This window comes from Arthrobacter sp. efr-133-TYG-118 (genome assembly GCF_030209755.1).
GTDB lineage: Bacteria > Actinomycetota > Actinomycetes > Actinomycetales > Micrococcaceae > Arthrobacter.
On the sequence record NZ_JARVRH010000040.1, the window covers coordinates 1 to 23153 of the forward strand.

General features: G+C 63.0%; 21 protein-coding genes. 17 read left to right on the top strand and 4 right to left on the bottom strand.

What is annotated here, in order from left to right; all coding sequences use genetic code 11:
- The first annotated feature begins 50 nt into the window (after positions 1 to 50).
- The 13 genes from QRN59_RS23610 (at position 51) to QRN59_RS23670 (ending at position 12828) form a co-directional block, all read left to right on the top strand.
- Positions 51 to 953, top strand: a complete 903-nt coding sequence (locus QRN59_RS23610; RefSeq protein WP_284984858.1) for an HpcH/HpaI aldolase/citrate lyase family protein — start codon at positions 51 to 53, stop codon at positions 951 to 953.
- Between the two features lie 13 nt (positions 954 to 966).
- Positions 967 to 1800, top strand: a complete 834-nt coding sequence (locus tag QRN59_RS23615; protein WP_284984859.1) for an SDR family NAD(P)-dependent oxidoreductase — start codon at positions 967 to 969, stop codon at positions 1798 to 1800.
- Between the two features lie 387 nt (positions 1801 to 2187).
- Complete coding sequence (locus QRN59_RS23620; protein WP_284984860.1) at positions 2188 to 3369, top strand: sugar ABC transporter substrate-binding protein; 1182 nt, start codon at positions 2188 to 2190, stop codon at positions 3367 to 3369.
- 58 nt (positions 3370 to 3427) lie between these two features.
- Positions 3428 to 4978 carry a sugar ABC transporter ATP-binding protein gene (locus QRN59_RS23625; RefSeq protein ID WP_284984861.1) on the top strand — a complete coding sequence of 517 codons (1551 nt, stop codon included), beginning with the start codon at positions 3428 to 3430 and terminating at the stop codon, positions 4976 to 4978.
- Positions 4979 to 4980: 2 nt separating this feature from the next.
- Positions 4981 to 6066 carry an ABC transporter permease gene (locus tag QRN59_RS23630; RefSeq protein WP_284984862.1) on the top strand — a complete coding sequence of 362 codons (1086 nt, stop codon included), beginning with the start codon at positions 4981 to 4983 and terminating at the stop codon, positions 6064 to 6066.
- A 3-nt stretch (positions 6067 to 6069) separates the two neighbouring features.
- Positions 6070 to 7284, top strand: a complete 1215-nt coding sequence (locus QRN59_RS23635) for an NAD(P)/FAD-dependent oxidoreductase (protein ID WP_284984863.1) — start codon at positions 6070 to 6072, stop codon at positions 7282 to 7284.
- 2 nt (positions 7285 to 7286) lie between these two features.
- Positions 7287 to 8060 (top strand): SDR family NAD(P)-dependent oxidoreductase, encoded by a 774-nt coding sequence (locus tag QRN59_RS23640; protein ID WP_284984864.1) that lies wholly within the window; start codon positions 7287 to 7289, stop codon positions 8058 to 8060.
- Between the two features lie 100 nt (positions 8061 to 8160).
- Positions 8161 to 9291, top strand: a complete 1131-nt coding sequence (locus tag QRN59_RS23645; protein ID WP_284984865.1) for a cytochrome P450 — start codon at positions 8161 to 8163, stop codon at positions 9289 to 9291.
- Positions 9292 to 9347: 56 nt separating this feature from the next.
- The gene (locus QRN59_RS23650; protein ID WP_234754914.1) at positions 9348 to 9560 is read left to right on the top strand and encodes a ferredoxin; all 213 of its coding nucleotides are present in this window, start codon (positions 9348 to 9350) and stop codon (positions 9558 to 9560) included.
- Positions 9561 to 9604: 44 nt separating this feature from the next.
- Positions 9605 to 10105, top strand: coding sequence for an HtaA domain-containing protein (locus QRN59_RS23655; RefSeq protein ID WP_284984866.1), 501 nt, complete (start codon positions 9605 to 9607; stop codon positions 10103 to 10105).
- A gap of 18 nt (positions 10106 to 10123) precedes the next feature.
- Entirely contained in the window at positions 10124 to 11329 is a 1206-nt protein-coding gene (locus QRN59_RS23660; RefSeq protein WP_284984867.1) for an MFS transporter, read from the top strand.
- 13 nt (positions 11330 to 11342) lie between these two features.
- A complete protein-coding gene (locus tag QRN59_RS23665) occupies positions 11343 to 11804 on the top strand; it encodes a VOC family protein (protein WP_284984868.1) in 462 nt (153 codons plus the stop codon).
- Between the two features lie 85 nt (positions 11805 to 11889).
- Positions 11890 to 12828 carry a zinc-binding dehydrogenase gene (locus QRN59_RS23670; RefSeq protein ID WP_284984869.1) on the top strand — a complete coding sequence of 313 codons (939 nt, stop codon included), beginning with the start codon at positions 11890 to 11892 and terminating at the stop codon, positions 12826 to 12828.
- A 177-nt stretch (positions 12829 to 13005) separates the two neighbouring features.
- Here QRN59_RS23670 and QRN59_RS23675 read toward each other — a convergent pair whose 3' ends face one another.
- Entirely contained in the window at positions 13006 to 14001 is a 996-nt protein-coding gene (locus QRN59_RS23675; RefSeq protein WP_284984870.1) for a PDR/VanB family oxidoreductase, read from the bottom strand.
- Positions 14002 to 14030: 29 nt separating this feature from the next.
- The gene (locus QRN59_RS23680; RefSeq protein ID WP_284984871.1) at positions 14031 to 15197 is read right to left on the bottom strand and encodes an acyl-CoA dehydrogenase family protein; all 1167 of its coding nucleotides are present in this window, start codon (positions 15195 to 15197) and stop codon (positions 14031 to 14033) included.
- A gap of 114 nt (positions 15198 to 15311) precedes the next feature.
- Between QRN59_RS23680 and QRN59_RS23685 the strand changes: the two genes are divergently transcribed.
- Complete coding sequence (locus QRN59_RS23685) at positions 15312 to 16604, top strand: acetyl-CoA hydrolase/transferase C-terminal domain-containing protein (RefSeq protein WP_284984872.1); 1293 nt, start codon at positions 15312 to 15314, stop codon at positions 16602 to 16604.
- A 25-nt stretch (positions 16605 to 16629) separates the two neighbouring features.
- Here the strand turns inward: QRN59_RS23685 and QRN59_RS23690 are convergent, their stop codons facing one another.
- The gene (locus QRN59_RS23690; RefSeq protein WP_284984873.1) at positions 16630 to 17907 is read right to left on the bottom strand and encodes an MFS transporter; all 1278 of its coding nucleotides are present in this window, start codon (positions 17905 to 17907) and stop codon (positions 16630 to 16632) included.
- Between the two features lie 306 nt (positions 17908 to 18213).
- Complete coding sequence (locus QRN59_RS23695; protein WP_284984874.1) at positions 18214 to 19215, bottom strand: LacI family DNA-binding transcriptional regulator; 1002 nt, start codon at positions 19213 to 19215, stop codon at positions 18214 to 18216.
- A 132-nt stretch (positions 19216 to 19347) separates the two neighbouring features.
- Between QRN59_RS23695 and hisD the strand changes: the two genes are divergently transcribed.
- The 3 genes from hisD (at position 19348) to QRN59_RS23710 (ending at position 22415) form a co-directional block, all read left to right on the top strand.
- Entirely contained in the window at positions 19348 to 20688 is a 1341-nt protein-coding gene (hisD, locus tag QRN59_RS23700; RefSeq protein WP_284984875.1) for a histidinol dehydrogenase, read from the top strand.
- A gap of 34 nt (positions 20689 to 20722) precedes the next feature.
- On the top strand, positions 20723 to 21469 hold the full coding sequence (locus QRN59_RS23705; RefSeq protein ID WP_284984876.1) for an SDR family NAD(P)-dependent oxidoreductase: 747 nt from the start codon (positions 20723 to 20725) through the stop codon (positions 21467 to 21469).
- Between the two features lie 172 nt (positions 21470 to 21641).
- Entirely contained in the window at positions 21642 to 22415 is a 774-nt protein-coding gene (locus QRN59_RS23710; protein ID WP_284984877.1) for a FadR/GntR family transcriptional regulator, read from the top strand.
- The last annotated feature ends 738 nt before the right edge of the window (positions 22416 to 23153 follow it).

The following is a 23153-nucleotide window of genomic DNA, read 5'->3' on the forward strand; positions in this document are numbered from 1 at the left end:
AAACAGTTCACCGACTCCCTCCTGGACTTCTTCGCGGAAGGCGAGCAACGATGAGCACAACCTCCACAGACCTGACCGCGCGCACACCGCGCCAGGAATATGCCAGCATGATCAGCCTCATCGAGGTCCCGGTGCTCAACGAGAAGTATTGGTCCAAGGTTCCGGAGGTCGCGGCCGACGGAATCATGCTCGACCTCGAAGACTCTGCTACCCCCGAAAATAAGGAGCGAGTACGCGAACGGGTCATCGAAGTGCTCGCAGACATCGACTACTTCGGCGGGCGCCGCATCATAGTCCGTAGCAACAACATCGGCTCGCCCTGGGGGCGGACTGACCTGGAGGCACTCGCCGCCGTCGACGCGGATATCGTCATCTCCTACCCGAAGGTCGAAACGGTCGAGGAGCTCGACGAGGTCGTTGCGATCATGCGTGGCGCAGGCAGGGTTCACCCACTTCATGTGATGATCGAAACAGCCCGCGCGCTTATTGAGCTCGACCGCATCGCGGCGCACCCGGCGGTCGTCGGCCTGCACTTCGGATACGTCGACCTCGCCGCCGACATCGGCTCGCGGCCCTTCGACGCCGACGGCATGCTATCGTCGCTGACCAGCGGGTACGCACGCGCGAAGATCGCCGCCGCAGCTGCCGCCTACGGGCTGTGGGCAACCGGAGGCTCGCTGATCCCCGAGTACAAGGACCTTGAGAAGGTCCGCGCATTTATCCAAACGTGGTCCGATCTCGGCTTCACCGCCTGCATTGCGGTCTCGCCAGCCCACCTGCCCATCATCAATGAAGTCATGCGCCCCTCGGCCGCCGACGTGGATCGGGCGCGCCAGGTGTGCGATGTGTACGAAGAGACCGCGGCACGGGGTGAGCCGGCCGCGGTGCTTAATGGCCGGGTCATCACCCTGCCTGACTATAGGGTTGCCAGGCTCGTCCTCGAACGCGCATAAGGGGGCGCGAGGCGTGACGGATAACTTCCAGGGCCGCGTAGCGGTAGTCACGGGTGCCGGCCGTGGACTTGGTGAGGCAGTGGTTGATCGCCTGGTCGGGGCGGGTGCGCGGGTCGTCGTCGTGGATCGTGAAGGCGGTGACGCCGCCGCGGTCGCCGAGCGGTATGGCAGCCGGGCGATCAGCGTGCAGGCGGATGTGTCCACAGAGGCGGGCGTCGACCACTACATCGCAGCCGGCCTTGATGCCTTCGGCCGCATCGACATGCATCACCTGAACGTGGGCATCGTCGGCAGTCCGGCGCGCCTCGTCGACCTCAGCCTGGACGATTTCCGTCACGTGATGGACGTGAATGTCATCAGCACCTTCCTCGGTATTCGCGCCGCACTTCGCCAGTTCGAGTCGCAGGGAGGCGGCGGAACAGTCCTCGCTACGTGTTCGATCGCCGGGACCCACGGTAGCCATGACATCATCCCTTACCAAGCGTCCAAGGGCGCCGTGCTGTCGCTGCTGCGCGGTTCGGCGATGTACGGAGCACCGATGGGCGTCCGGGTTAACGGGCTCGCCCCCGGGCTCATCGCCACACAGCAGGCATTTGACGGCGTTCTCATCGATGCCGTCCAAGAGAATCTGCTCCGCCGGGGTGGCACCGTGCCGCTGCGTCGCGCGGGCCATCCCGGCGAGATCGCAGATGCCGCGGCTTTCCTGCTCTCCGACCGGTCCAGCTATGTCACCGGACAGCTCCTCTATGTCGACGGCGGCGCGTCCCAGGTCTGCAGCGTCCGGGGAGCCGGCGGAGCGGGAGCATGGGATACCGCGCCGATCGATGATTACGTTCGTGGTCGGTGACCGAGGGCGGGACGCGTTGCCTTGTATGCGGAACGGGGGCGGGTGCGAAAGCATCCGCCCCTGGTCCTTTCGGGACGAGCTGCAAGCATCCTGGCGATTCGGGGCCGGGGACGAAGAGAGGCGGGACTGGATCCGGCGCAGCTTGGTGGGCTCCCTCGATGTCCTCTGTTGGGCTGGCGGGCGCCGCTGCATCACGCATTTCCCGGTCCCTGTATCTGCTCACAAAAGGCCCGTAACGCAACTCATATAAAACCCGTGACGAAGATCATATTCATGTGTATAGTTGTCACAGTAGGTATGAATGCGATGGTCTCAGGAGGCCACCGCTACGCCCAATCAACCATATGGTCAACCCCCGCTGTTGACGCCCGAACGATGGAGTTCGTAATGGACAAAGAACTGAAACGCGCATCCGGCTTCCCAGCCGACACCCGGGGTAGAAACAGCCCTGTCCGCAAGCTCACGTTGGGCATTGCGGTTACCGTGTCGGCATTGCTTATGGCCGGATGTGCAACGGGTGGCGGCGCGCCGGATGCAAAGGGCGCCACCACCGCCGAACTGGCGGCAGTAAAAGCAGTCGCCGACGCACATGTCGCGGCGCCCACGACCCTGAGCCAGAGTATTCCGCTCAAGGGAACGTTGCCTGCGCACGGGAAAATCATCTACCTCAATAGCGGCCTTCCGGCGACGACTCTTATGGTTGACGCCGCACACAAGGCCGTCGATGGCATCGGCTGGACCTTCGAAGAGCTCGCCTACCAAGGCTCGAACCCCGCCACCCTCCGCTCGGCGTTGCTGACCGCCCTCGCGAAGGGCCCCAACGCCGTCCTGATTAGCGGCGATCCCGTCTCCGCGTATGGTGAAGACGTCATCCAGCAGTACAAGGACGCCGGCATCCCCCTTATTGTCGGCTCGGTGTGCCCGCTCCAGCCCGTTGGCAGCATCATTCAGGGCGCGCTCGGCTGTGATGCAGAAGCAGCCGCAGGGAAGACGCTGGCCGATTGGTTCATAGCTGACTCCAAAGGCGTCGGCCAGGTGCTGTTCGAGAACATCCCCGCCATCCCTTCCCTTGAGGCCTTCGTGAAGTCCTTCAAGCAGGAGGTCACTGACAAGTGCGCAGCGTGCGGCGTGCAGATTCTGGAGTCCACGCTGACCCAGGTAAGCGCAAACCAGGTCGTCCCAACGGTCGTGAACACCCTCCGTTCCAAACCCGACATCAACTACGTCTTCTTCGACAACGCACAGTTCTCCAAGGGGATCACGGCGGCGCTCAAAGCCGCGGGACTGAACGGACAGGTCAAGATCGGGGGCCGTTCAATGGATCAGGGCGCCCAGGGCGGACTTATGGATGGATCCCAGGTCGCCTGGACCGCCTTTTCCTACCCCGTTGCCGGGTACTCCCAGGTTGATGCCGCCCTGCGCGCCATCACCCACAGCGACGGTCTCGACAAGGTCTCCTTGCTGCCGTTCCAGCTTGTCACCCAAGAAAGTGTCAAAGGCACCAGCGTTCCCTATAACTACCCCACGGGCGCCCTGGAGCAATACCTCAAACTGTGGGGCGTCAAGTAGCACCCGGCGCGCAAGCCAAGCTCAGAACATTTGACCGAAGGAAAAGAAGGGACTCTCCATGACAGCGCCAACAGCGGTGATGCCTCCTGCGATCTCGATCGCGCATGTGTCGAAGACTTTCGGACCAAGGACGGTGCTCCACCCCCTCGAACTGAACCTGGTTCCCGGAGAGATCCACGCGCTGCTGGGCCAGAACGGTTCGGGAAAATCGACGCTCATCAAGGTCCTCGGTGGCTATCATGCCCCGGACCCGGGCCGCGGTGAAGTCCTGATCGCCGGAAAGCCCCTGGACTTCGGCTCCACGAAGAGTGCGCACGAACTCGGGCTCCGAATCGTCCACCAGGACCTCGGACTCGTCGCTGAAAGCACTGTGCTTGACAATCTGGCCATCGGGGCGGGCTTTCCGACGAGGTTCGGCACGATTCGTCGTTCGCAGGCGCGTCGGGAAGCGGCCCAGGCGCTTGCAGCAGTCGGGCTGGACGTCAGTCCGGCCAAGCTGGTTGCGGAGCTCTCTGCCGCTCAACGCACGGGGGTCGCCGTCGCTCGCGCACTGAGCGGGCACGGCGGAAAGGTGACCGTCCTCATTCTCGATGAGCCCACGGCCACCCTCCCGGCACGCGAGGTGGCTCACCTGCATGAGATGGTGAAGACGGCGGCCTCACAAGGTGTGGCAATCCTTTATGTGACCCACCATCTCGATGAGGTCTTCCGTCTCGCCGATCGGGTGAGCGTGCTGCGCGACGGTCACATTGTGCTCACCAGGGATGTCGTTGATGCACCACGTGAGGACATCATCCACGCACTTGTCGGCGGAGCCGTCGAGCCGGTACGGCGCGAGATCACCGACGTTCCTTCGGGAAACAGCCGGCCGGTCCTGACGGTATCGGGGTTGCTAGGAGACGCACTCGAAGGGGTGGATTTCGAAGTGCGGCCGGGCGAGATCGTCGGCATTTACGGTTTGACCGGCTCGGGGAGGGAATCGCTTCTTGGCACCATCTTCGGGGCGAGGGAACGCGAGGGCGGTGATGTTCGCGTCGATGGGGCCCAGCTCGCCGGCCGGCCGGCGTCGGCCATCAAGAAGGGAGTCGCCTATCTCGCTCCCGACCGCAAGCGCGGCGGTGGCCTGATGGAAATGACGGCGTGCGAGAACCTGACGCTGCCGGCAATGAAGAAGTTTTTCCGGGGCGGTCATCTGCGGATCAGGACCGAACTCACCGAATCCAGTCAGTGGATGGACCGGCTCGCGGTCCGGCCCGCGGGAGCCGTGAAGGCTCCGCTGGCAAGCTTCAGCGGTGGTAACCAGCAGAAGATCCTGATCGGCAAGTGGATGCGCATTTCGCCGCGTGTCATGCTCCTGGACGAACCGACGCAGGGGGTGGATGTTGGTGCCAAGGCCCAACTGCACCGTTACATCATGGATGCCAGCGATGCCGGAGCCGCCGTTGTCATCAGTTCCACGGACGCTGAAGAGATTGCCACCGTGTGCGATCGCGTCCTCATCATCCGGTCAGGGGTGATCACCGAACAGCTCACCGGAAGTGACATTTCGGTGGCCGAACTCGATCGCAGAGTTCTCCGTTCCAATGAATCAAAGGTTGAAACCTCATGAAAGTGACAGGAAAAAAGTTCTCGCCCGGCTTGGACAGGTTCAGCGGCCTCTACCTTTGGGGTCTGTTCATCGTGCTGTTCTCGTTCATGGCGCCCCGAACGTTCCCCACCATGAACACGGTCCATCTCCTGGCGTCCACGGAGGCGATCGCGGCCGTCGTGGCCCTGGCATTGCTAGTGCCAATGGTCACCGGCCAGTTCGATCTGTCCATCGGGGCCATTGCGAACTTCTCCGGCATCCTTGCCGTCATTGTGCAGACAAATGGTCTGCTCGACCCCGTGGGGGCAATCTTCCTCGGGACTGCGGTGGGAACCGTGATCGGCATGCTGAACGGTTTGATAGTGGTGAAGCTGAAGATCGATTCGTTCATTGCCACCTTGGCAATGGGATCGATTCTGGAGGCATTCCTGGTGATTGTGACCAACAACCGGGAGCCGCTGCCGATTGACAATGAATTCTTTACTGGTCTGACCCAAACGAGCATCTTCGGGTTCCAAATGGTGTTCTTCTACATGATCATCATCGCTCTCATCGTCTGGTGGCTCCTTGAGCGCACACCGGCGGGACGCTACATGCGTGCCACCGGCTTTGACCGTGAAGCAGCCCGGCTGTCGGGTGTACAGGTCGACAAGTGGTCATTCCTGTCGCTGACGATCTCAGGGACGATTTGCGGGTTCGCCGGCGTGCTTTTCGTATCGCTGACCGGTCCGTCCCTCGGTTTCGGGCCTTCCCTGTTGCTCCCTGCCTTCGCGGCTGTGTTCCTCGGATCCACCCAGCTGGTACCGGGCCGGCACAACGTCTGGGGTACAGTACTCGCGATCTTTGTGCTGGCCACCGGCGTGCAGGGACTGCAGCTGGTTTCGGGAGCGCAATGGGTCGCCTCGATGTTCAACGGTGTTGCACTGATCGCGGCCGTTGGCCTGGCTGTCGTCCGCCGTAAGAAGCTTTCACGGCCGAAAAAGGAGAAGTCAAGGGGGAAAAGCGAAGGCAGCGGTTCCGTCCTGGCGTCAACGCAAACACACGGCACGCAGGGCTCCCCGTCTGCCCACCACGCCGGGCAAGTCTCCGAGAAAAGGGTTGAGGTCTGAGACATGAAAACAATCGTCATAGCCGGATCGTCAGTTGCGGGCCTGAGCGCTGCTCGCGAGCTCCGTCAGGGAGGTTTCGGCGGGCGCCTCCTCACGGTTGACCGCGATCCCCACGTGCCGTATCGCCGCCCCGAGGTCTCGAAGGGACTTCTCTCCGGGGCGCTGCCCGCCGGGAAGGTCGCCATGGGGTGGGCGGACGAACTGCGCGCCGAACGCATCAGCGGGGGGTTGGAGGGCCTCGACCTGCAGCGGCGAACAATTCGCGGAATACATTCCGACGGCCGGCCCTTCACCGAGCAGTACGATGGCCTCGTGATTGCAACAGGCACAATGGCGCGCCCGTCACCGTTCGCCAAGCTCGGCGGTGTCCACTCCCTGCGCACCTGGGCGGACTCCCACAACATGCGCGGGGACCTGGCCGAGGCCCAGCGTGTCGTCATCGTGGGCGGCGGATTCATCGGACTTGAGGTTGCCTCCGTGGCACGCAAGCTGGGGAAGGAGGTCACCGTCATTGAACCAATGCAGGCACCGCTTGTTCACATTCTTGGGCAGACCTTCAGCGCCGCGCTACAGGCGAAGCATGAGAATGAGGGCGTTCGTTTCGTTCTCGGACAGACCGTCCGCGAGCTGGAAGGGCACGCGTCGGGATTGATCCGGCGAGTTCACCTCTCAAACGGCGATTCACTGGACGCCGATGTTGTGCTCGTTGCCATCGGATCTGTTCCCGCTGTTGACTGGCTTCTTGACAGCAGTCTCGACGTCGAACGCGGTTTGGTTTGCGATACGACGTGCTCGGTAGCCGGCACGGAAGATGTCGTTGCCGCGGGTGATATCGCGCTATGGCATAACCCGCTCTACGAACGCCTCATGCGAGTCGAGCATTGGACGAACGCCGTCGAACAGGGCACCTATGCGGCCAAGCGGTTGCTCGGCACCCATGACGCCGGCGGTTTCGTCAGCGCACCCTACTTCTGGTCTGAACAGTACGGGAGCCGTATCCAGAGCATCGGATCAAACCTTGGGCATGACCAGGCCGTCGTCCTTGACGACGATCCAGAGCGCCTTTTCGTTGCGTATCTGAAGGAGGGCAGGCTTCTGAGCGTTGCGGGAATGGCCGCTGGAGCGTCGATATTCCAGTTCCGGAATCTCGTGCTTGAACGAGCGCCCATCGATGATGTGACGGCTCATTTCGCTTCGCTCCGTCAGCCAGCCTCATGACGATGGCGCCTCATCCTGCCCTCGAAGGCACCGTCGCGCTGGTCACCGGCGCAGCCCAAGGCATCGGCTTGAGCATTGCGGCCGGTCTGCGCGCACAAGGGGCGCGTGTTGCACTCATTGATATTCAAGAGGAGCTGCTGGCAGACGCCGTCGCGAGCCTTGGCGGGGAAAGCCAGGATGTACGCCCCTACGCCGTCGATCTGGGCGACCTGAAGCAGGCCGCAGGGGTGCCCGGGAGGGTCGCTGCGGACTTCGGCTCGCTTGACATCGTCGTCAACAACGCCGGACGCAGGGGAGTGCACTCCTTCGAGGACTACCCACTCGACGATTGGCAGCGCACGCTCGACCTCAACCTGACCGCCCCGTTTCTCATCGCCCAGGGAGCGGTGCGCGCCATGCTAAGCAGCGGTCGCGGCGGCTCCATCGTGAACGTAACCTCCGTGGCGGCCGACCTCGCCTTCAAGAACCGCTCGGCCTACAACGCATCCAAAGCGGGCCTCGTGATGCTCACGAAGTCGATCGCCGTCGAATTGGGGGGACGCGGCATCCGCTGCAACGGCGTCGCGCCCGGGATTGTCGAAACACCGATTAACGCCGAATACCTGCGCACCGGACCCGAATCTGCGGCGATCATCGCGGGAACGCCAACCGGAAGCTGGGGACAACCGGAGGACGTGGCAGCCGCGGTCGTCTTCCTCTGTACGCCCGCGGCCCGCTTCATCAATGGAACGATCATCAATGCCGACGGCGGCTGGACCGCAGGCAAGGGTTACTGACCCATTCACGAAAGGAGCCGTCATGGCATCAACCAACGAGACAGCGACGCTGCGGAAGTTCCCGTTCCAGAGGGACTGGCCGCTGAGCCAGCCCCCCGAAATGGCCGAAGTCCGCAAGATCGAGCCCATCAGCAAAGTGCAGCTTTGGGATGGTTCAACGGCGTGGCTGGCGACGCGTTACGCCGACATCAAACAGCTGCTCAATGACCGGGCACTGTCCTCGGACACCTTGCGCCCCGGATTTCCGCAATCGAGCGAAACGGCTGCTTCATTTCGAAAGGGCCAGCGCGTTTTTGCGCGCATGGACCCGCCGCAACATGACGTACACCGCCTGATGCTGACCGCGGACTTCATGATTCGGCGTGTGCGGGGGTATCGCCCCTACCTGGACGCCATGATCGACGAAGTATTTGACGGCATGGAAAAATCGGGCGGTCCCGTCGACCTGGTTCAGAGCTTGGCACTGCCTGTTCCGTCCCGTGTGATCACAAAATTGCTTGATCTGCCGCCCGAAGACAGTGATTTCTTCCTCGACCGCGTGCAGAAGGCGATGAGCCTGGACAGCACCCCGGAAGAGTCGCAGCAGGCGGGTACCGACACGCTGGCCTACTTCGCCCGGGTCATTGAAGAGCGCTGGGACAGCGACGCCGATGACCTGATCAGCCGGCTGGTGCGCGGCAGGGTGCGCACCGGTGAGCTCACCCCGGAGGAACTGCAGCACATGTTGCACCTCATTCTCGTAGGTGGGTTCGACACGACGGCCAATATGATCGCGCTCGGCACCCTGCTCTTCCTGGAGAACCCGGACCAGATCAAGAAGCTGCGGGAGAACCCCGATCTTGTGCCGGCCGCCGTCGAAGAGCTGCTGCGTTACCTGAGCGTCGCCCACCACGTCGCGTACCGTCAGGCTGCGGAGGACACATCCATCGGAGGCTTCGATATCCGTGCGGGTGAGGGCGTGATCGCCCCCATTATGGCGGCCAATCATGACCCGGAGGCCTTCCCGGACCCTGAAAAGTTCGACATCACCCGCGATGCACGCGGGCATCTCGCCTTCGGTTACGGTGTGCACCAGTGCCTGGGTCAGCCACTGGCCCGTGTCGAGTTGCAGGCCGTATTCGCCAAGATCTTCGACCGGTTCCCGAATCTTCGACTAGTCGAAAAGGTCGAAAACCTAGAATTCCACAACTCCATCATTTACGGCGTCGAGTCAGTCCTCGTGGACTGGTAACCGAAGCCACATGGCTGTCATACGGACATCCAACACATTCAGAGAGGACGCAAATCATGGCAAACAAGACAATTGAGGTGCTCCACGAGCGCTGCATGGGTGCAGGAAACTGCGTCGAAGTAGCGCCGGACTTCTTTGACCAAGACCCCATGGACGGTACGGTCATCCTGCTCCACCCACAGGTTGCGCCAGGCGACGAGGCGGTTGTCGAGAAGGCAGCTAACGTGTGCCCTGTTGCGGCAATCATCCTTCATTCTGCCGCGAGCTAACATTGAACAGCACTGGAGATGCGGGGACCGGCAAGCGGAAGGGGATGGTCCGCGCCCACCCCCTCGTGCCTGCATCTGCCGGCGCAATGCACTGGGGCGTCAAAGCCAGTTTCCTGAGTTACGTGAAGAACTCCGGTGGCAAGACGGCGCTCGTCGTCCCGGCCGGTGTCACGGGTGAGGCGTTCACGTTTCCTCGAACCGCCGGCGAGTACCCGCCGGGTACGGTCCGGTTCTCGGGCGGGGTGGCTTTCAGTGCCCACGGCGGCATGATGACCGTCATCCTGGCTGAACCGGCGATCGAGACCAGTTCAGACGGATTGTGGCTGACGATAGCCGATACCGCCGACATAACGGACGAGTCCAGGCGTCGTCGGATCGCCCGGTTGGTACCGGCGAAGTCCCACGGGAACGTCCCTGCCGGCTCGTCAACGATGACTCCACTGCTCGCATGGTCGGGCGTGGGGCTCTTCGGGGACGTGTATGCGGAAGGCACCGCTTTTGACCCTCTGGTCCTGATGGCCAAGGACCCCGTCAATGGCCCCTAGTAAGAAACCGCGACCCCTGTGAAGTCGCGCGGCGATACATCATCCCTCGCCCGCATCGTTGGGCTCGCGTTCCTCACGGTCGGAATCGGTACCCAGCTCGCCACACCTTTGCTTCCGAGCTATGGACGGCAGCTCGGATTGGGGGTGGCCGATCTTTCGGCGGTATATAGCGTCTTCCTGATCGCCCTCGTTCCGGTGCTCCTGGTTATGACCGTTCACTGGATGCAGTCCCGTCCGGTACTGCTCTTGTTCCTTGGCCTGCTGGCCACTATGGCCGCGGACGTTGCCTATCTGACGGTAAGTCTTCCCGGGCTGCTGGTAGGACGCGCCTTGAGCGGAATCAGCCTCGGCTTCGGTGCCGGCGCCGCGGCCACCCTCACCTTGGCCCTTGTAGGTGAGCGCGGACGCACCATGGTCGCAACCGTCACTATTGTCGGAGCCTTGAGCGGCACCGGCGGTGCCGTCCTGGTAGCCGAGTTCGCCCCCGCCCCGCTAGTCACTGGCTTCGGCGTCCATCTCGTCCTCGCCGCCGCGGCCGTTTCGATGGTGGGCGTGGGCCTGAGGCCGTCCCGGACTCGATCCCTACCCATGGATGCCGCCATCGTGTCAGAGACCGCGGAAGCGCCCGGCCCACCACTGTGGATCGGTTACTTGCTCGGATCAATGGCCTTCACCGTTGGCGGCCTGGTCGTCGCACTAGTCCCACTCTCGGCCACGATCGCCTTTCAGTCGACATCGCTGGTTTTGGCGAACTCGGCCTCCATCAGCATGCTCGTTCTCGCGAACATCGGGCAGTACTCGTTGGCCCGAGCCTCCATGAGGTGGGCGACAGTCATCTCCGCGCTGTCGATCGCCGCAGGAGGCCTTATGACGGCGCTGGGACTCACCGTGGCGTCCCTCCCTCTGGTGATTGCGGGGTGTGGGATGGCGGGCATCGGACAGGGACTCGGCTATCGGACCGGGATGAGGATCGTGATGGGGGGATTGACCCCCAGACAGCAGGGGGTGGGGACATCCATGTACTCCTGCGTTGCGTATGCAGCGTGCGCCATTCTCGTGTTCGGGTCCGGACTTGTTGTGAGGTCGCTGGGCAATATCACCGGAATGTGGACGGTCCTGAGTGCCCTCGTCGTCCCAGCCGCTGCTCTGTGTTTTGGTGCGGGGCTGCATCGCATTAAGACCCAAACTCGGCGTGCCTCTTTGTACGCCGGGCAAATCGACTGAAAGGAACACCGCAGTGCTGGTCAATCACATAGGAATCACGGTCGGTGACATCGACGCCGGCGTCGAGTTCTACAGCGAACTGTTCAACCTGAGGCTGCTCGTTGCGCCCCACGAAGCCAGCATCCAAACGGCGGCAGCTGATCGTCGCAAGGACGTGTTCGGCGAAAAGTGGAAGCACATGCGGCTCGCCCATCTAAGCGACGGATCCGGCGTCGGCATCGAGCTCTTCGAATTCATTGAACCCGCCGTCGAATATCGGGACGAGCACTTTGAATACTGGAAAGCAGGAATCCACCATCTCGCCTTCACTGTGGAGGACCTTGACGCTTCAATCGAGAAGCTCATTGCACTGGGCGGCCGAACCCGAAGCCAGATACACACCACTGCGTCGGGCACCAGGGTTCGGTACTGCGAAGACCCGTGGGGAACTCCGGTAGAACTCGTGAGCACCAGTTACCACGAACTCGTCTCCTGAGCGGCGAGATCGTGCGCGACCCATTGAGGATGCCCGGAAGCGGGGATAACCTGAGCCACGGAGGTTCACTGCAAAGGAGACGGTCATGAAGGCCTGGCAGTTCGTTACGGAGAACCACCCGCTGGAGCTGCATGATGTTCCGGCCCCGGTTCCCGGGCCGGGGGAGCTCGTCCTGGACGTTAAGGCCGCGGGCATATGCCACAGCGACGTCGGATTCCTCGACGGAACGTTGTCCGGGCTCCTGCCCAAGCGGCCGATCACGCTCGGACACGAAATTGCCGGCGTGGTCTCGGCGGTCGGATCCGACGTCACCCGGTTTGCGACGGGTCAGCGCGTCGCCATCCCTTGCGATATCCCCACACCTGGAACCAGCTTGGATGGCGGATTCGCCGAGAAGGTCCTCACCCCGGCCAGGTTCGTCATCCCGGTGCCGGACGGGGTTCCCTTCGACCAGGCAGCCGCGGCGACCGACGCAGGAATGACGGCGTACCACGCCGCCATGACGGTCGGCGGCGTGAAGGCCGGCGACAAGGTCGGCATCATCGGGCTCGGCGGTCTTGGATCCCTCGCGGTGCAGGTCTGTATCGGTGCCGGCGCCGAGGTTTTCGCGGCCGAGGTCAACGAAAAGGTCTGGGACCTGGGCAGGGAACTCGGCGTGAGTGCCGTCGCCAAAGACATCCGCGAATTCGCCGACAAGGGCCTTGACGTCATCATCGACTATGCGGGATTCGGAACGACGACCGCAGGCGCCATCGAGACGGTCCGCCCTGACGGCAAGGTCGTCCAGGTCGGGCTGGGCCGCCCGGAGGGCACACTTAACCTGCAGCGTCTGACCCTCTCCCGACTCACCCTGGTCGGATCCCAGGCCGGAACCCAGGAGGACTGCGCGGCGGTGCTGAAGCTCATCAGCGAGGGCAAGCTCAAGGCCAACATCACCACCATCTCGTTCGACGAGATCGGCGCAGGTGTGCAGAAGCTCGAGCGCGGCGAGGTTGTTGGCCGCCTGGTGGCGGTCCGCGACTGACACGGTCCGCAGAGAGAGCGACTGCCGCGCCCCTTGGCTGGGGAGCGCGGCAGTCGCTCTGTGGTGCTCGAAATCGGTTAGGGCGAGTGTGTTGCTGATGCCCCCGTTGTTGCCGCCCGGTCGAGGGTAGTGCGGTCTCGATGATCGCACTACCCGCAATCGACCGTGGCTACCTAGTCAGAGTTCGAGGACGAGCCGCGGGCAGTCCCTCTTGGCGCGTGAGACGCAGATGAACATGCTCTCGCTGTCGGCGCGTTCGGCGGAGGTGAGGATGGAGTCCCGGTGGTCGACGTCGCCCTCGAGGAGATAGGTCTCGCAGGTTCCGCAGGTTCCTTCACGGCAGGAGGAGTCGATGGAAATGCCGTTTATCTCTGCTATCTCCAATATGGACTTGCCGACGGGGACGGTGGCGGTTACGCCGCTGAGCTCGAAAGTGACCTCGAAGGCCGCATCCACCTGATGCTCGACAACCTTCGGGGCGAAGCGCTCCAGGTGCAGGGAACCTTCCGGCCAGTGTCCCGTCGCGCCCTCGACCACGCGCAGAAGTGGTTCGGGCCCGCACGCGTAAACGAGCGTGTCAGCCTCCACCTCGGCGAAGTACGATGCAAAATCGACGCGACCGTCGGTGTCTTCCGGCACGAACTGCACCCGGGCACCGTACGGGGCCAGTTCGTCGAGGAAGGCCATTGAGGAACGTGACCGGCCACCGTACACGAGGGTCCAGTCTGCGCCGTCCCGTGTTGCCTGCCGGAGCATGGGCAGAATCGGGGTGATGCCTATGCCACCTGCAACGAACCGGTAGCGCGGGGACGGGGCGAGCCCGAAGTTATTGCGGGGCGTGCCGATCTGAATCGTGCTGCCCGCATATACCGTCTCGTGAAGGAGGCGCGAGCCGCCCCGCCCGTCGGCGACGTTCAGGACGCCCACCCGCCAACGGGTGTTGTCGGCGGGGTCAGAACACAGCGAGTACTGTCTGACCGCATCTTGACCCACGTGGACGTCAATGTGTGCCCCTGGAGTCCACTCGGGCAGCGGCCGCCCATCGGGGTGCGCGAGTGTCAGCGCGATTACGCCGTCGGACTGGTTATGGCGCTCGAGAACCCTGAGCGTGAGGATCTCGTGGGCGGTGCTTCCCGCACCGCGGTCGCGGGACTCGGTATGCGTGGTGGTCATTGTGCGACTTCCTTGGTGTGAAGTGAGTGTCAGCCTTCGAGGAGGCGGCGGGCGATGACGAGTTGCTGGATCTCGTTGGTTCCCTCGCCAAGGATCAGGAGAGGTGCGTCGCGGTAGAGCCGTTCGACCATGAACTCTTGCGAGTAGCCGTAACCGCCATGGATACGCATCGCCTCAAGGGCGACCTCGGCTGCGGTCTCGGTCGCGAAGAACTTGGCCATGCCTGCTTCGAGGTCGGATCGGGCACCGGTGGTCTTGAGCCTTGCAGCCTCAAGCATCAGCAGTTCCGCGGCTTTGATTTTTGTGCCCATCTGGGCGATCTTCAACTGGATGGCTTGATGCTTTGCGATCGGCTTGCCGAACGTTTCGCGTTCGTTGGCGTACTTGATGGACTGTTCGAGGGCGCAGGTTGCCAGACCCACGGCCCGCGCGGCAACGTTGACGCGGCCCAGTTCGACAGCCGCCATGAACTGCTTGAAGCCCTTGCCTACCGCGGCTTCGCCGCCGAGAACGCTGCTGACCGGAGTGTGGAAGCCGTCGAAGACGATCTCGGTGGATTCTACGCCCTTGTACCCGAGTTTCTTGAGCTGCCCGGGTACCGTGATGCCCGGCTGTTCCTGCACACCAGGATCTTTATCGATAATGAAAGCAGTCATCCCGCGGTGCCGCGGCTCGGCCGTGGGGTCGGTCACCGCGAGGATCATCACCATTCCGGCGCGCAATCCGTTCGTGGCCCACATCTTCTGGCCATCGATGATGTAGTCGTCCCCGGTGCGGCGTGCCCGGGTGCTTATCGCCTGGACATCGGAGCCTGCATGCGGTTCGGTCATCGAGTAGGCGCTGCGCAGCTCACCGGTGGCCATACGTGGGAGATAGCGCCGCTTCTGCTCTTCGGTACCGAAGGTCTGAATCATCCATGCCGCCATGAAGTGGGTATTGATGACACCTGAAAGCGAGATCCATCCGCGGGAGAGCTCCTTGATGACCAAGGCATAGGTGAAGACGTCCAGCCCTAGTCCGCCGTACTCTTCCGGGATCGTGATGCCGAACAGCCCCATTTCCTTCATGGCCTCAACGAGCTCTTCGGGGAACTCATCTTTGTGATCAAAGTCTGATGCCACCGGCAGGACCTGCTTGTCCACAAAGGTTCGGATGAGTCCGACGAGGTCTTCCTGCTCTTCAGTGAGTTCGGTCATACCTTTGGCTCCTCGGATTCGGGGAATCTATGCCCCACGACTATTGATGCATATAATTATGATGAACATCATGAGATTGTGCAAGAGCAAGTACACGGACGGGAGATTGTGGCAATGACGCGACACGTTGCACGTGAAAGCCGGGCCTATGTGAGGGCAGCAGCCGAGATCCTTGACGGCAAGGATCATCTGAACCTGGTATCTGCGATGTCGCCTCAACTGCCGACACGCCTGATCGCGACTTTGCTGAGTGAGGCGCGGCGCCGGGAAATCCGGGTCAGTCTCTTTGTATCGGACTTGACCGCGCGCTTTGCCTTTCTTGACGACAACGCCGAGGATGACATCCGATCGGGAAGACTGTGTGTCACCATGCTCGCGGGTGGTGCGCCGCGGGCACTCGCCCACCTCGTCGACAGCCTGCCTGTGTCGCTATGGGAGACTGATCGCCTACTGTCCTCCGGAGTCATTCCCTGCGATGTTTACGCGGTTCGCGTCGCTCGGGGCGTCGGGGGCTTTGAACTCGGCAATGCCGTGGGCTTCACACCTACCCTCGCGGCTATGCCCGAGGTTCGCCTCGCCGTCGAGGTTGCGCCCGCTGGGGAGTATGTGGGCGGTCTGGTCCAGACCCCGCCGGAGTGGTGGGCCGATGCTGTCACCGTCTCCGACGACAGTGCCGCAGTCAGCCCTGTCGTCACGAGAGCTGCCGCGGAACCGGTGCGTGATCGGATCGCCGATCTTGTGGCGGGCTTGATCCCCGGCGATGCCACTCTCGAGGTGGGTCTGGGCGGCGTGGCTGACGCACTAATCGGCGCCTTGGCCACCCGGCCGGGCATCGGCATACACTCGGGAATTCTTCCCAGGGCCTTGCGCGAATACCTTGTAGGGCGGTCTTATTCTGCCGTTTCGAAAACGGTTGATCCCGGGCTGAACGTCGCCACCGGTCTGGCGGTGGACGCTGGTGCCGCTGCCTGGCCGGAAACGATACGTTTGCACCCCGTGAGCGTGACGCATGACCCCTTCCGGCTCGCGCAACAACACAAGCTGTGGGGCGTGAACTCGGGGTTTAGTGTGGACCTCTCGGGGCAGGTCAATGCCGAATGGGTGGGCGGCGTCAAAGTGGCAGTGGGAGGGGGCCAGCATGATTTCACGAGAGCTTCCCACCAGAGTGTGGGCGGGGCATCCGTCATCGCGCTCCCGTCCCGGAGTGGGCGAGGACTTGGCCGCATCGTCAAGTCGCTCGCAGGGGTGACCCCGGTAACTACCTCGGCGAGCGACGTTGACTTCGTCGTCACCGAGTGGGGGATTGCGGAGTTAGGTGGGCAGAGCCTGGAGGAACGTGCCCGGGCACTGATCGCGATCGCGCACCCGGAGGATCGCGACGGATTGTGCGCATCAGTCGGCAACTGATGCCGTGAGTCGTCGGTGGGGTGCTTCACAACAGTGCCCGTCCCCCGTCCACACCTTCGCGGGAACTAACTGACACCGCCAATTGAGCGCGGTACACGGGGGATACCCGCTCGGCGACGAGGAAGAGGACTGAGCCGCTGGCGAGCATGCCCGCAAGCAGCAGCCAGATCAGGGCAAACGGGACGGTATGGTTGTCGGCGAGGCCGGGGATCAGTCCAGATATTGCGGCGCCGATCCCGACGGGCACGAGAAGTGCCCCGCTGATTTGCGCATAACGTTCCGGTGGGAAACAGGCCAGAGTGGCGATGGCGAAGAGGGCGCCGAAGACGGGCGTGCTGAATCCGAGCAGGAGGACGGCGATATACAACCACCACTCGTTGGAGGCGAAGACAGCGACAGCGAAGCCGGAGACTCCCAGCAGCCCTACGGGCACGACAGCCCACAGTTGGCGACCGAAAACACATCCGGCTCCCGTCATCACGAAGCGTCCAACCAGTCCGGCAGAGCCCATGATGGTGAACGCTATGGCGAGCTGTGTCGCGCTGAAGCCTTGGCCTGCTCCCCAGACAGGCAGGAGGATGGGTACGGCCGTCTGCACAAGCAGTGAAGTAAAGAATGCGGCGCACAGCAGCAGGAAGGACGCTTCGCGCCACGGAGCCGCCGCCCGAGCCCGTGTCGCGGTATTCACGCCGGGCACCAGTCCACGGCGGGGGTAGCGGGAGGGCAGGAGCCTTGCCGCGAACAAGCTGGTGACCAGCGCCGTTGCGCCAACGACGACGGCAGCCATCCTCCAGTCGGTGGCGTCGGTGACGAGTGCACTGATCGCTGGGTATGCGGCCGTGCCGACAGGGGCACCACAGGCCACCACGCCGAAGAGGCGGTCCCGCCGGCTCTGATCCGAGATCATGAGTACGGGATGGTTGGCGGCCATCTGTCCCAGGCTGTGCGTCCCCAAGCCAACCAGGATTCCGTATGTCAGGGTAGCTTCGATGGGAGACGTCACGAGAGGAACCGCTGCCATCCCCAGCCCGCACAACACCCCGCCGGCAATGAACATGAACCGGGTTCCATAGCGTGCAAACACCCGCCAGGCCAGTGGCGCCGTCAACGTGAACACCAGCCAGTGCACGGTGAAAGGCATCGCCAGCACAAGTACGCTCGAATCCAACTGATCGGACAGGCCGGGCAGAATCACGCCGTAGCTGAACCGGACGCCTGACACCGCCGCAAGCGCAATCACGCCCGCGGAGGCGGCCCGCACCTCACCGACAGTGACGCCGGCACGGCTGGTGGAGCGCGGCACCGCTACCTCAATCCCACAGCACGTCGCCACCGCTGCTCGGACTCTGATGTGGGCCCGGCCGCGCCGAAAGCGATAAATGCGTCATGGGATTTCCTGTCGGTGATGCCTGTTTCCAGGTTCGCGTCGGTCCGCCACGCGTTGGCGTGGAGCTGGCAAGGAGACAGCGCGCGGATCCGGGAACGACTAACTATGATTATAGATATCCTGATGCGCATCGATCAAGTATTTGGATACTCACCCGGGCACTAGAGAGTGTTCAATCTGTTCCCGGGAGCGCTCGGCTGCGGGCGTGAGTAACGCGACGAGTCAGGCGGGTGCGAACGCGCTTGAGGCGCGCACCACGAGGGTAGGCTCGAGTTCGACGCGGATCGCAGGGCGGTCAGGGTCGTCGAGCCGGGCCAAGAGCAACCGGGTTGCCTCCGCCGCCAATTGCGCCACGTCCTGCCGCACTGTTGTGAGGTTCAGCGACTGCCAGGACGCCTGTTGTATGTCGTCGTAGCCGATCACCCATAAGTCTTCGGGCACACGAATGCCGGCGGCCTTGGCTGTGTCGAGGGCGGCGAAGGCGAGGAGGTCGTTGCTGCACACGAGGGCGTTGATGTCCGGGTTCAGGCGGAGGAGCCGCGCGGCGGTGCGGCATCCACTTTCGTGCGTGTACGCGCCGTGAGCGACGAGTTCGTCGGGGAGGGGGTGACCGAGTCGGGCCAGGCGATCCGAGAAGCCTCCAAGGCGCTGCGCCGTGGTGCTGGCCAAGGGAGTTCCGCCGATGAATGCGGTCCGGGTGCGCCCGTGGGCGACCAGGTAGTTGGCGATCAGGCCAGCGCCTTGCCGGTTGGCGCTTGAGACTTGATCGCAATCGGCGCCCTCGACGGTGCGGTTGACCAGCACGAGGGGGCTTCGCTGTTCGAGCGCCCGTGCCAGTTCATGGGAGTGCTCGGTGACGGTGGTGAATATCACCCCGTCCACGGTCCCCTCCCGGATCGCGTCAAGGGCGGCCTGATTCTTGCCCCCGTCCGAGATCCATACGGTCATACGGTGGTCGGAGGCATCGAGGCTGCGGCTGAGCGCCTCAAGAAGCTGTGGGTAGAACGGGTTGCCAAGGTCGGCCACGACGACCCCGATGGTCCCGGTGCGACCGGTCTTCATGGTGCGCGCAGCACGATTCGGAACATAGCCGATGCGCGTCATGGCGTCCATGACACGGGCGCGCGTTTTTTCGCTCACGGGTGTCCCGGCGGTGAGCACGCGCGACACGGTCGCCTGCGAGACGCCGGCCTCGCGGGCCACGTCACGGCTTGTCGCTGCCATCGTTTCGATCGTCCTTTCGTGATCAACCTACGGTCTTGTCCTCATCAACTTACAGTCTTGCTGCACTGCCAGTTCATGATGTATACGTATACATATTCAAACTCTCCGAACATGAACCGGTAAAGGACATCCATGAGCGCCCCATTCACATCAACCTCCCTAGACCTCAAGACCCGCGCCGCCGGGGAACGCGTGGCCGGCTCTGATCCGAAGGTAAAGAACACCGTCGAGGAGGTGATTGCCGATATCCGCGACCGCGGCGACGTCGCCGTACGCGAATACTCACAGAAGTTCGATGCGTGGGCACCGGAATCGTTCCTCCTTGGTGCTGAACAGATCGCAGACGTGATGGCCCGCGTGCCCGAACAGGTGCTCGCCGACATCCGCTTCGTGCAGACCCAGGTGCGCACCATGGCCGAGCATCAGCTTGCCTCGCTCCAAGAATTCGAGGTTGAAACGTTCCCCGGCGTCTTTCTGGGTCAGAAGAACGTGCCAGTCACCACCATCGGCGCATACGTTCCGGGCGGCCGCTACCCGCTGCTCGCCTCGGCGCACATGACCGTGGTCACCGCCAAGGTCGCCGGCGTCGAGCGCGTCGCCGCCGCTACGCCTCCCATCGACGGCGGCATCCCGGACGCCACTGTTGCCGCCCTGCACCTCGCCGGCGCCGACGAAATCTACATCCTTGGCGGCGTCCAGGCGATAGCGGCCCTGGCCGTGGGCACCGAAACCATCGACCCCGTGGACATGCTGGCAGGACCTGGCAACGCCTTTGTTGCCGAAGCGAAGCGCCAGCTATTCGGCGAGGTCGGCATCGACCTGTTCGCCGGGCCGACCGAAGTGCTCATCGTCGCCGATGAGCACGCGGATCCCTTCGTCGTCGCCGTCGACTTACTTTCGCAAGCCGAACATGGACCCGATTCCCCGGCCGTGCTCATCACCACCTCGGAGGATCTCGGCCGTGCCGTGATCGATCACGTTGATCGGCTCTTGCCCGGTATGCCCACTCGCGACTTCGCGGAAGCGGCGTGGCGGGACTACGGCGAGGTGCACGTCGTCGATACCCTCAACGAGGCGTACGCGCTGGCCGACGGCTACGCGTTCGAGCACGTGCAAATCATGACCGCACAGCCTCGGGAGGCGCTGGAGAAGATGCGCCACTACGGTGCCCTCTTCCTCGGCGAAGGGACGTGTGTGTCGTACGGTGACAAGACCATTGGCACGAACCATGTACTTCCCACCCGAGGTGCAGCCCGCTACACCGGCGGGCTCTGGGTCGGCAAGTTTCTTCGCACCGTCACTTACCAGGAGGTGCGCAACGAAGAATCCAGTGCCATGCTGGGGGAGATCACGGGCCGCGCCGCCCGCGTCGAGCGCTTTGAGGGTCACGCGCGCTCGGGTGACGTGCGGGTGGCCAAGTACCGGGGCGACGCGTTCGAATGGATGCCGCAGTCTGCCGCACGGAAAGGCTAAGTCCTTGGCGCCCACCCATGGATCGGAGGCTCCTATGTTCTCTTTTCGACTCGATGGCCGCGCCGTCCTCGTCACCGGGGCCGGCCGCGGGCTCGGTCGGGCGGTCGCCGACGGCTTGAACGAACTGGGAGCCACCGTCTATGGCACTTCCCGGGTACTTGCAGAGGCCGAGCGGATCGCTGAGCGCTACGGAACGTCGCCGGTGGTGCTGGATGTGACAGATATCGACGAGGCCGCCGCTGTCATCCAGCGGCTGCACGCCCAGGGCGCAGGAATTAGCCTTCTCGTCAACAACGCGGGCGTGAACGTGCCGCAGCCAGCCTTCGAGGTCACCCCTGAGGCATGGGACCAAGTTCATCAGCTGAACGCGAAAGGTCTGTTCTTTCTGTCGCAAACCATCGCGAAGCAATGGGCCGTCGAGGGGATCAAAGGGTCGATCGTAAACATTGGTTCCCAAGCGGGCATCGTCGCCATCGAAGATCGCGTTTCATACAGCTCCAGCAAGGCAGCCGTCATTCAGCTGACCAGAAGCATGGCATTCGAGTGGGGGAACCTGGGTATCCGCGTCAACACAGTGGCACCCACCTTCATTCGTACGGAGTTGACTGAATCGACGCTCTCCCGGCCGGACTTCGCCGCCATCCTGCTCGCTCGCATACCGCTGGGCCGCTTCGGTGAACCCGACGACGTCGTGGGAGCCGTCGCCTTCTTGCTCGGCGATGCCGCCGCTCTGATCACGGGCCAGACGATCCTCGTCGACGGCGGATATACCATCCACTGAGTTCCTGCCGCACCCATCCGACCGGCCTGCCGTGGCTGTGTAACAACATACCGGGAGCGTCGCGTCCACCGCAGGACCGGCGGATGACACTTCGCCGACGAGGAAATGGTCAAGCAATCGTCGATCGGGAATATTATGGTAGGAATACCCCCTTATCGATAGGTTGAATCGCATGAAAACCTCAACGTCCAGCCTTTGGACTGCGGATGCATCGCCGACCGCTCTAGGTCGCCAGGTCAAGACGTCGGAACGCGTCGCTTCGGCGATCCTGGAACTAATCATCGAGCGGGAACTTCAGGCCGGGGACCGGTTGCCGAACGAGGCTGAGATGATCGAGCATTTCGATGTAGGGCGCGGCTCCCTGCGTGAGGCGCTGCGCATCCTCGAGACCTTTGGCTTGATCGTCCTGCGCTCGGGACCCGGTGGCGGCCCCGTGCTTCTGCGCGTCAACCCGCGCGATGTCAGCCGCAGTTTCTCCCTTTATCTCAATCTGGGCGGGGCGACGCTTGAAGAACTGGCCGAGGCGCGCCTCCTTCTCGAGCCGCTTGTCGCGCGCAAAGCCGCTGAATCACTCACCCCGGAATCCGCGGAGCAGATTCGCCGGGCGCTGGACCGTGAGGCAGGGGATGGTGTTGAGCCCAGCATCATCGTGGAGCGCGCCAATGACTTTCACTACACTCTGGCGCTGAGCACCGGAAACACTGTGCTGAATCTACTCGCCACGGCGCTGAAAGAGATGTACACGTCACGACTGGTCAATATCGGCCTAGCCGAAAAGACGACCGACAGTACCATTCGCCATGAACACGCCGCCATCGGCGAGGCGGTCATGGCCGGAGATGCCGACCTCGCTGAACGACTCGCACGCGAACACTTCCGCACCCACTTCGAGCAGATAAAGGCCGCTTCCCCGGGCTTTGTCGCGTCGCGGATCACCTGGGCCTAGGTGTTATTCCCCCGGATCAGTTTCATTTGCGTGCTGCCGGCGGTTTTGTTCAGTAAGTTTTCCGTGTCCGGCTAGCGGCGACGGCGTCGGGAGGCCGCGGCCTCTGGCCGCGCGCGGTGTCGGCGTTCAGCAACTCAATTGAGATGGTGCAGCAGACCGCGGCGGGCTTTCCGAGTCAAAGTCCAGGAACGGGCTGAATTCCTCCCACTCATGGTTCCATGACCGAGTGACCGCCTATAATTTCTCAAAGAGTTTCGCGAAATCCTCCAGGGCCGCCCCTTTCGGTGGCGCACGGCTTCACCATCAGCATGCATGCCCTTGATCCGATGCCTTAGGTGCCGGCCTGGCAGCGAAGCCTAAGACAGAAGCGCTGCTCGGCCGACGACGGCGAGTACCCCGGGTCGACGCACTTCCTCGGCGAACCCCAACGTGCGGTTCTAACGACGCCGACCCAAACGAGCGCGACAATTGCGCGGACAATTTCAACCACCTGGTCACAAGGCGCCGGGCAGACGCATCAGGCGTGGCTTACTCGCTCTAGTGGTTCCAAGGGTTCCATGCGCGATACCCAAAAACTACTTTCCCCCGATCCCCGTTGTGCCGCGTCAGGCGGGAAACACCGTCTGATTTACAGGCCGGTTGAAGGGTTATGCGTGTTCGCCATGAGCTTCGGGGTGTTGGCAGGGTGTGGTCTGAAGGGGTGACAAATATCCGATTCATACATATAGTTAGGATGGA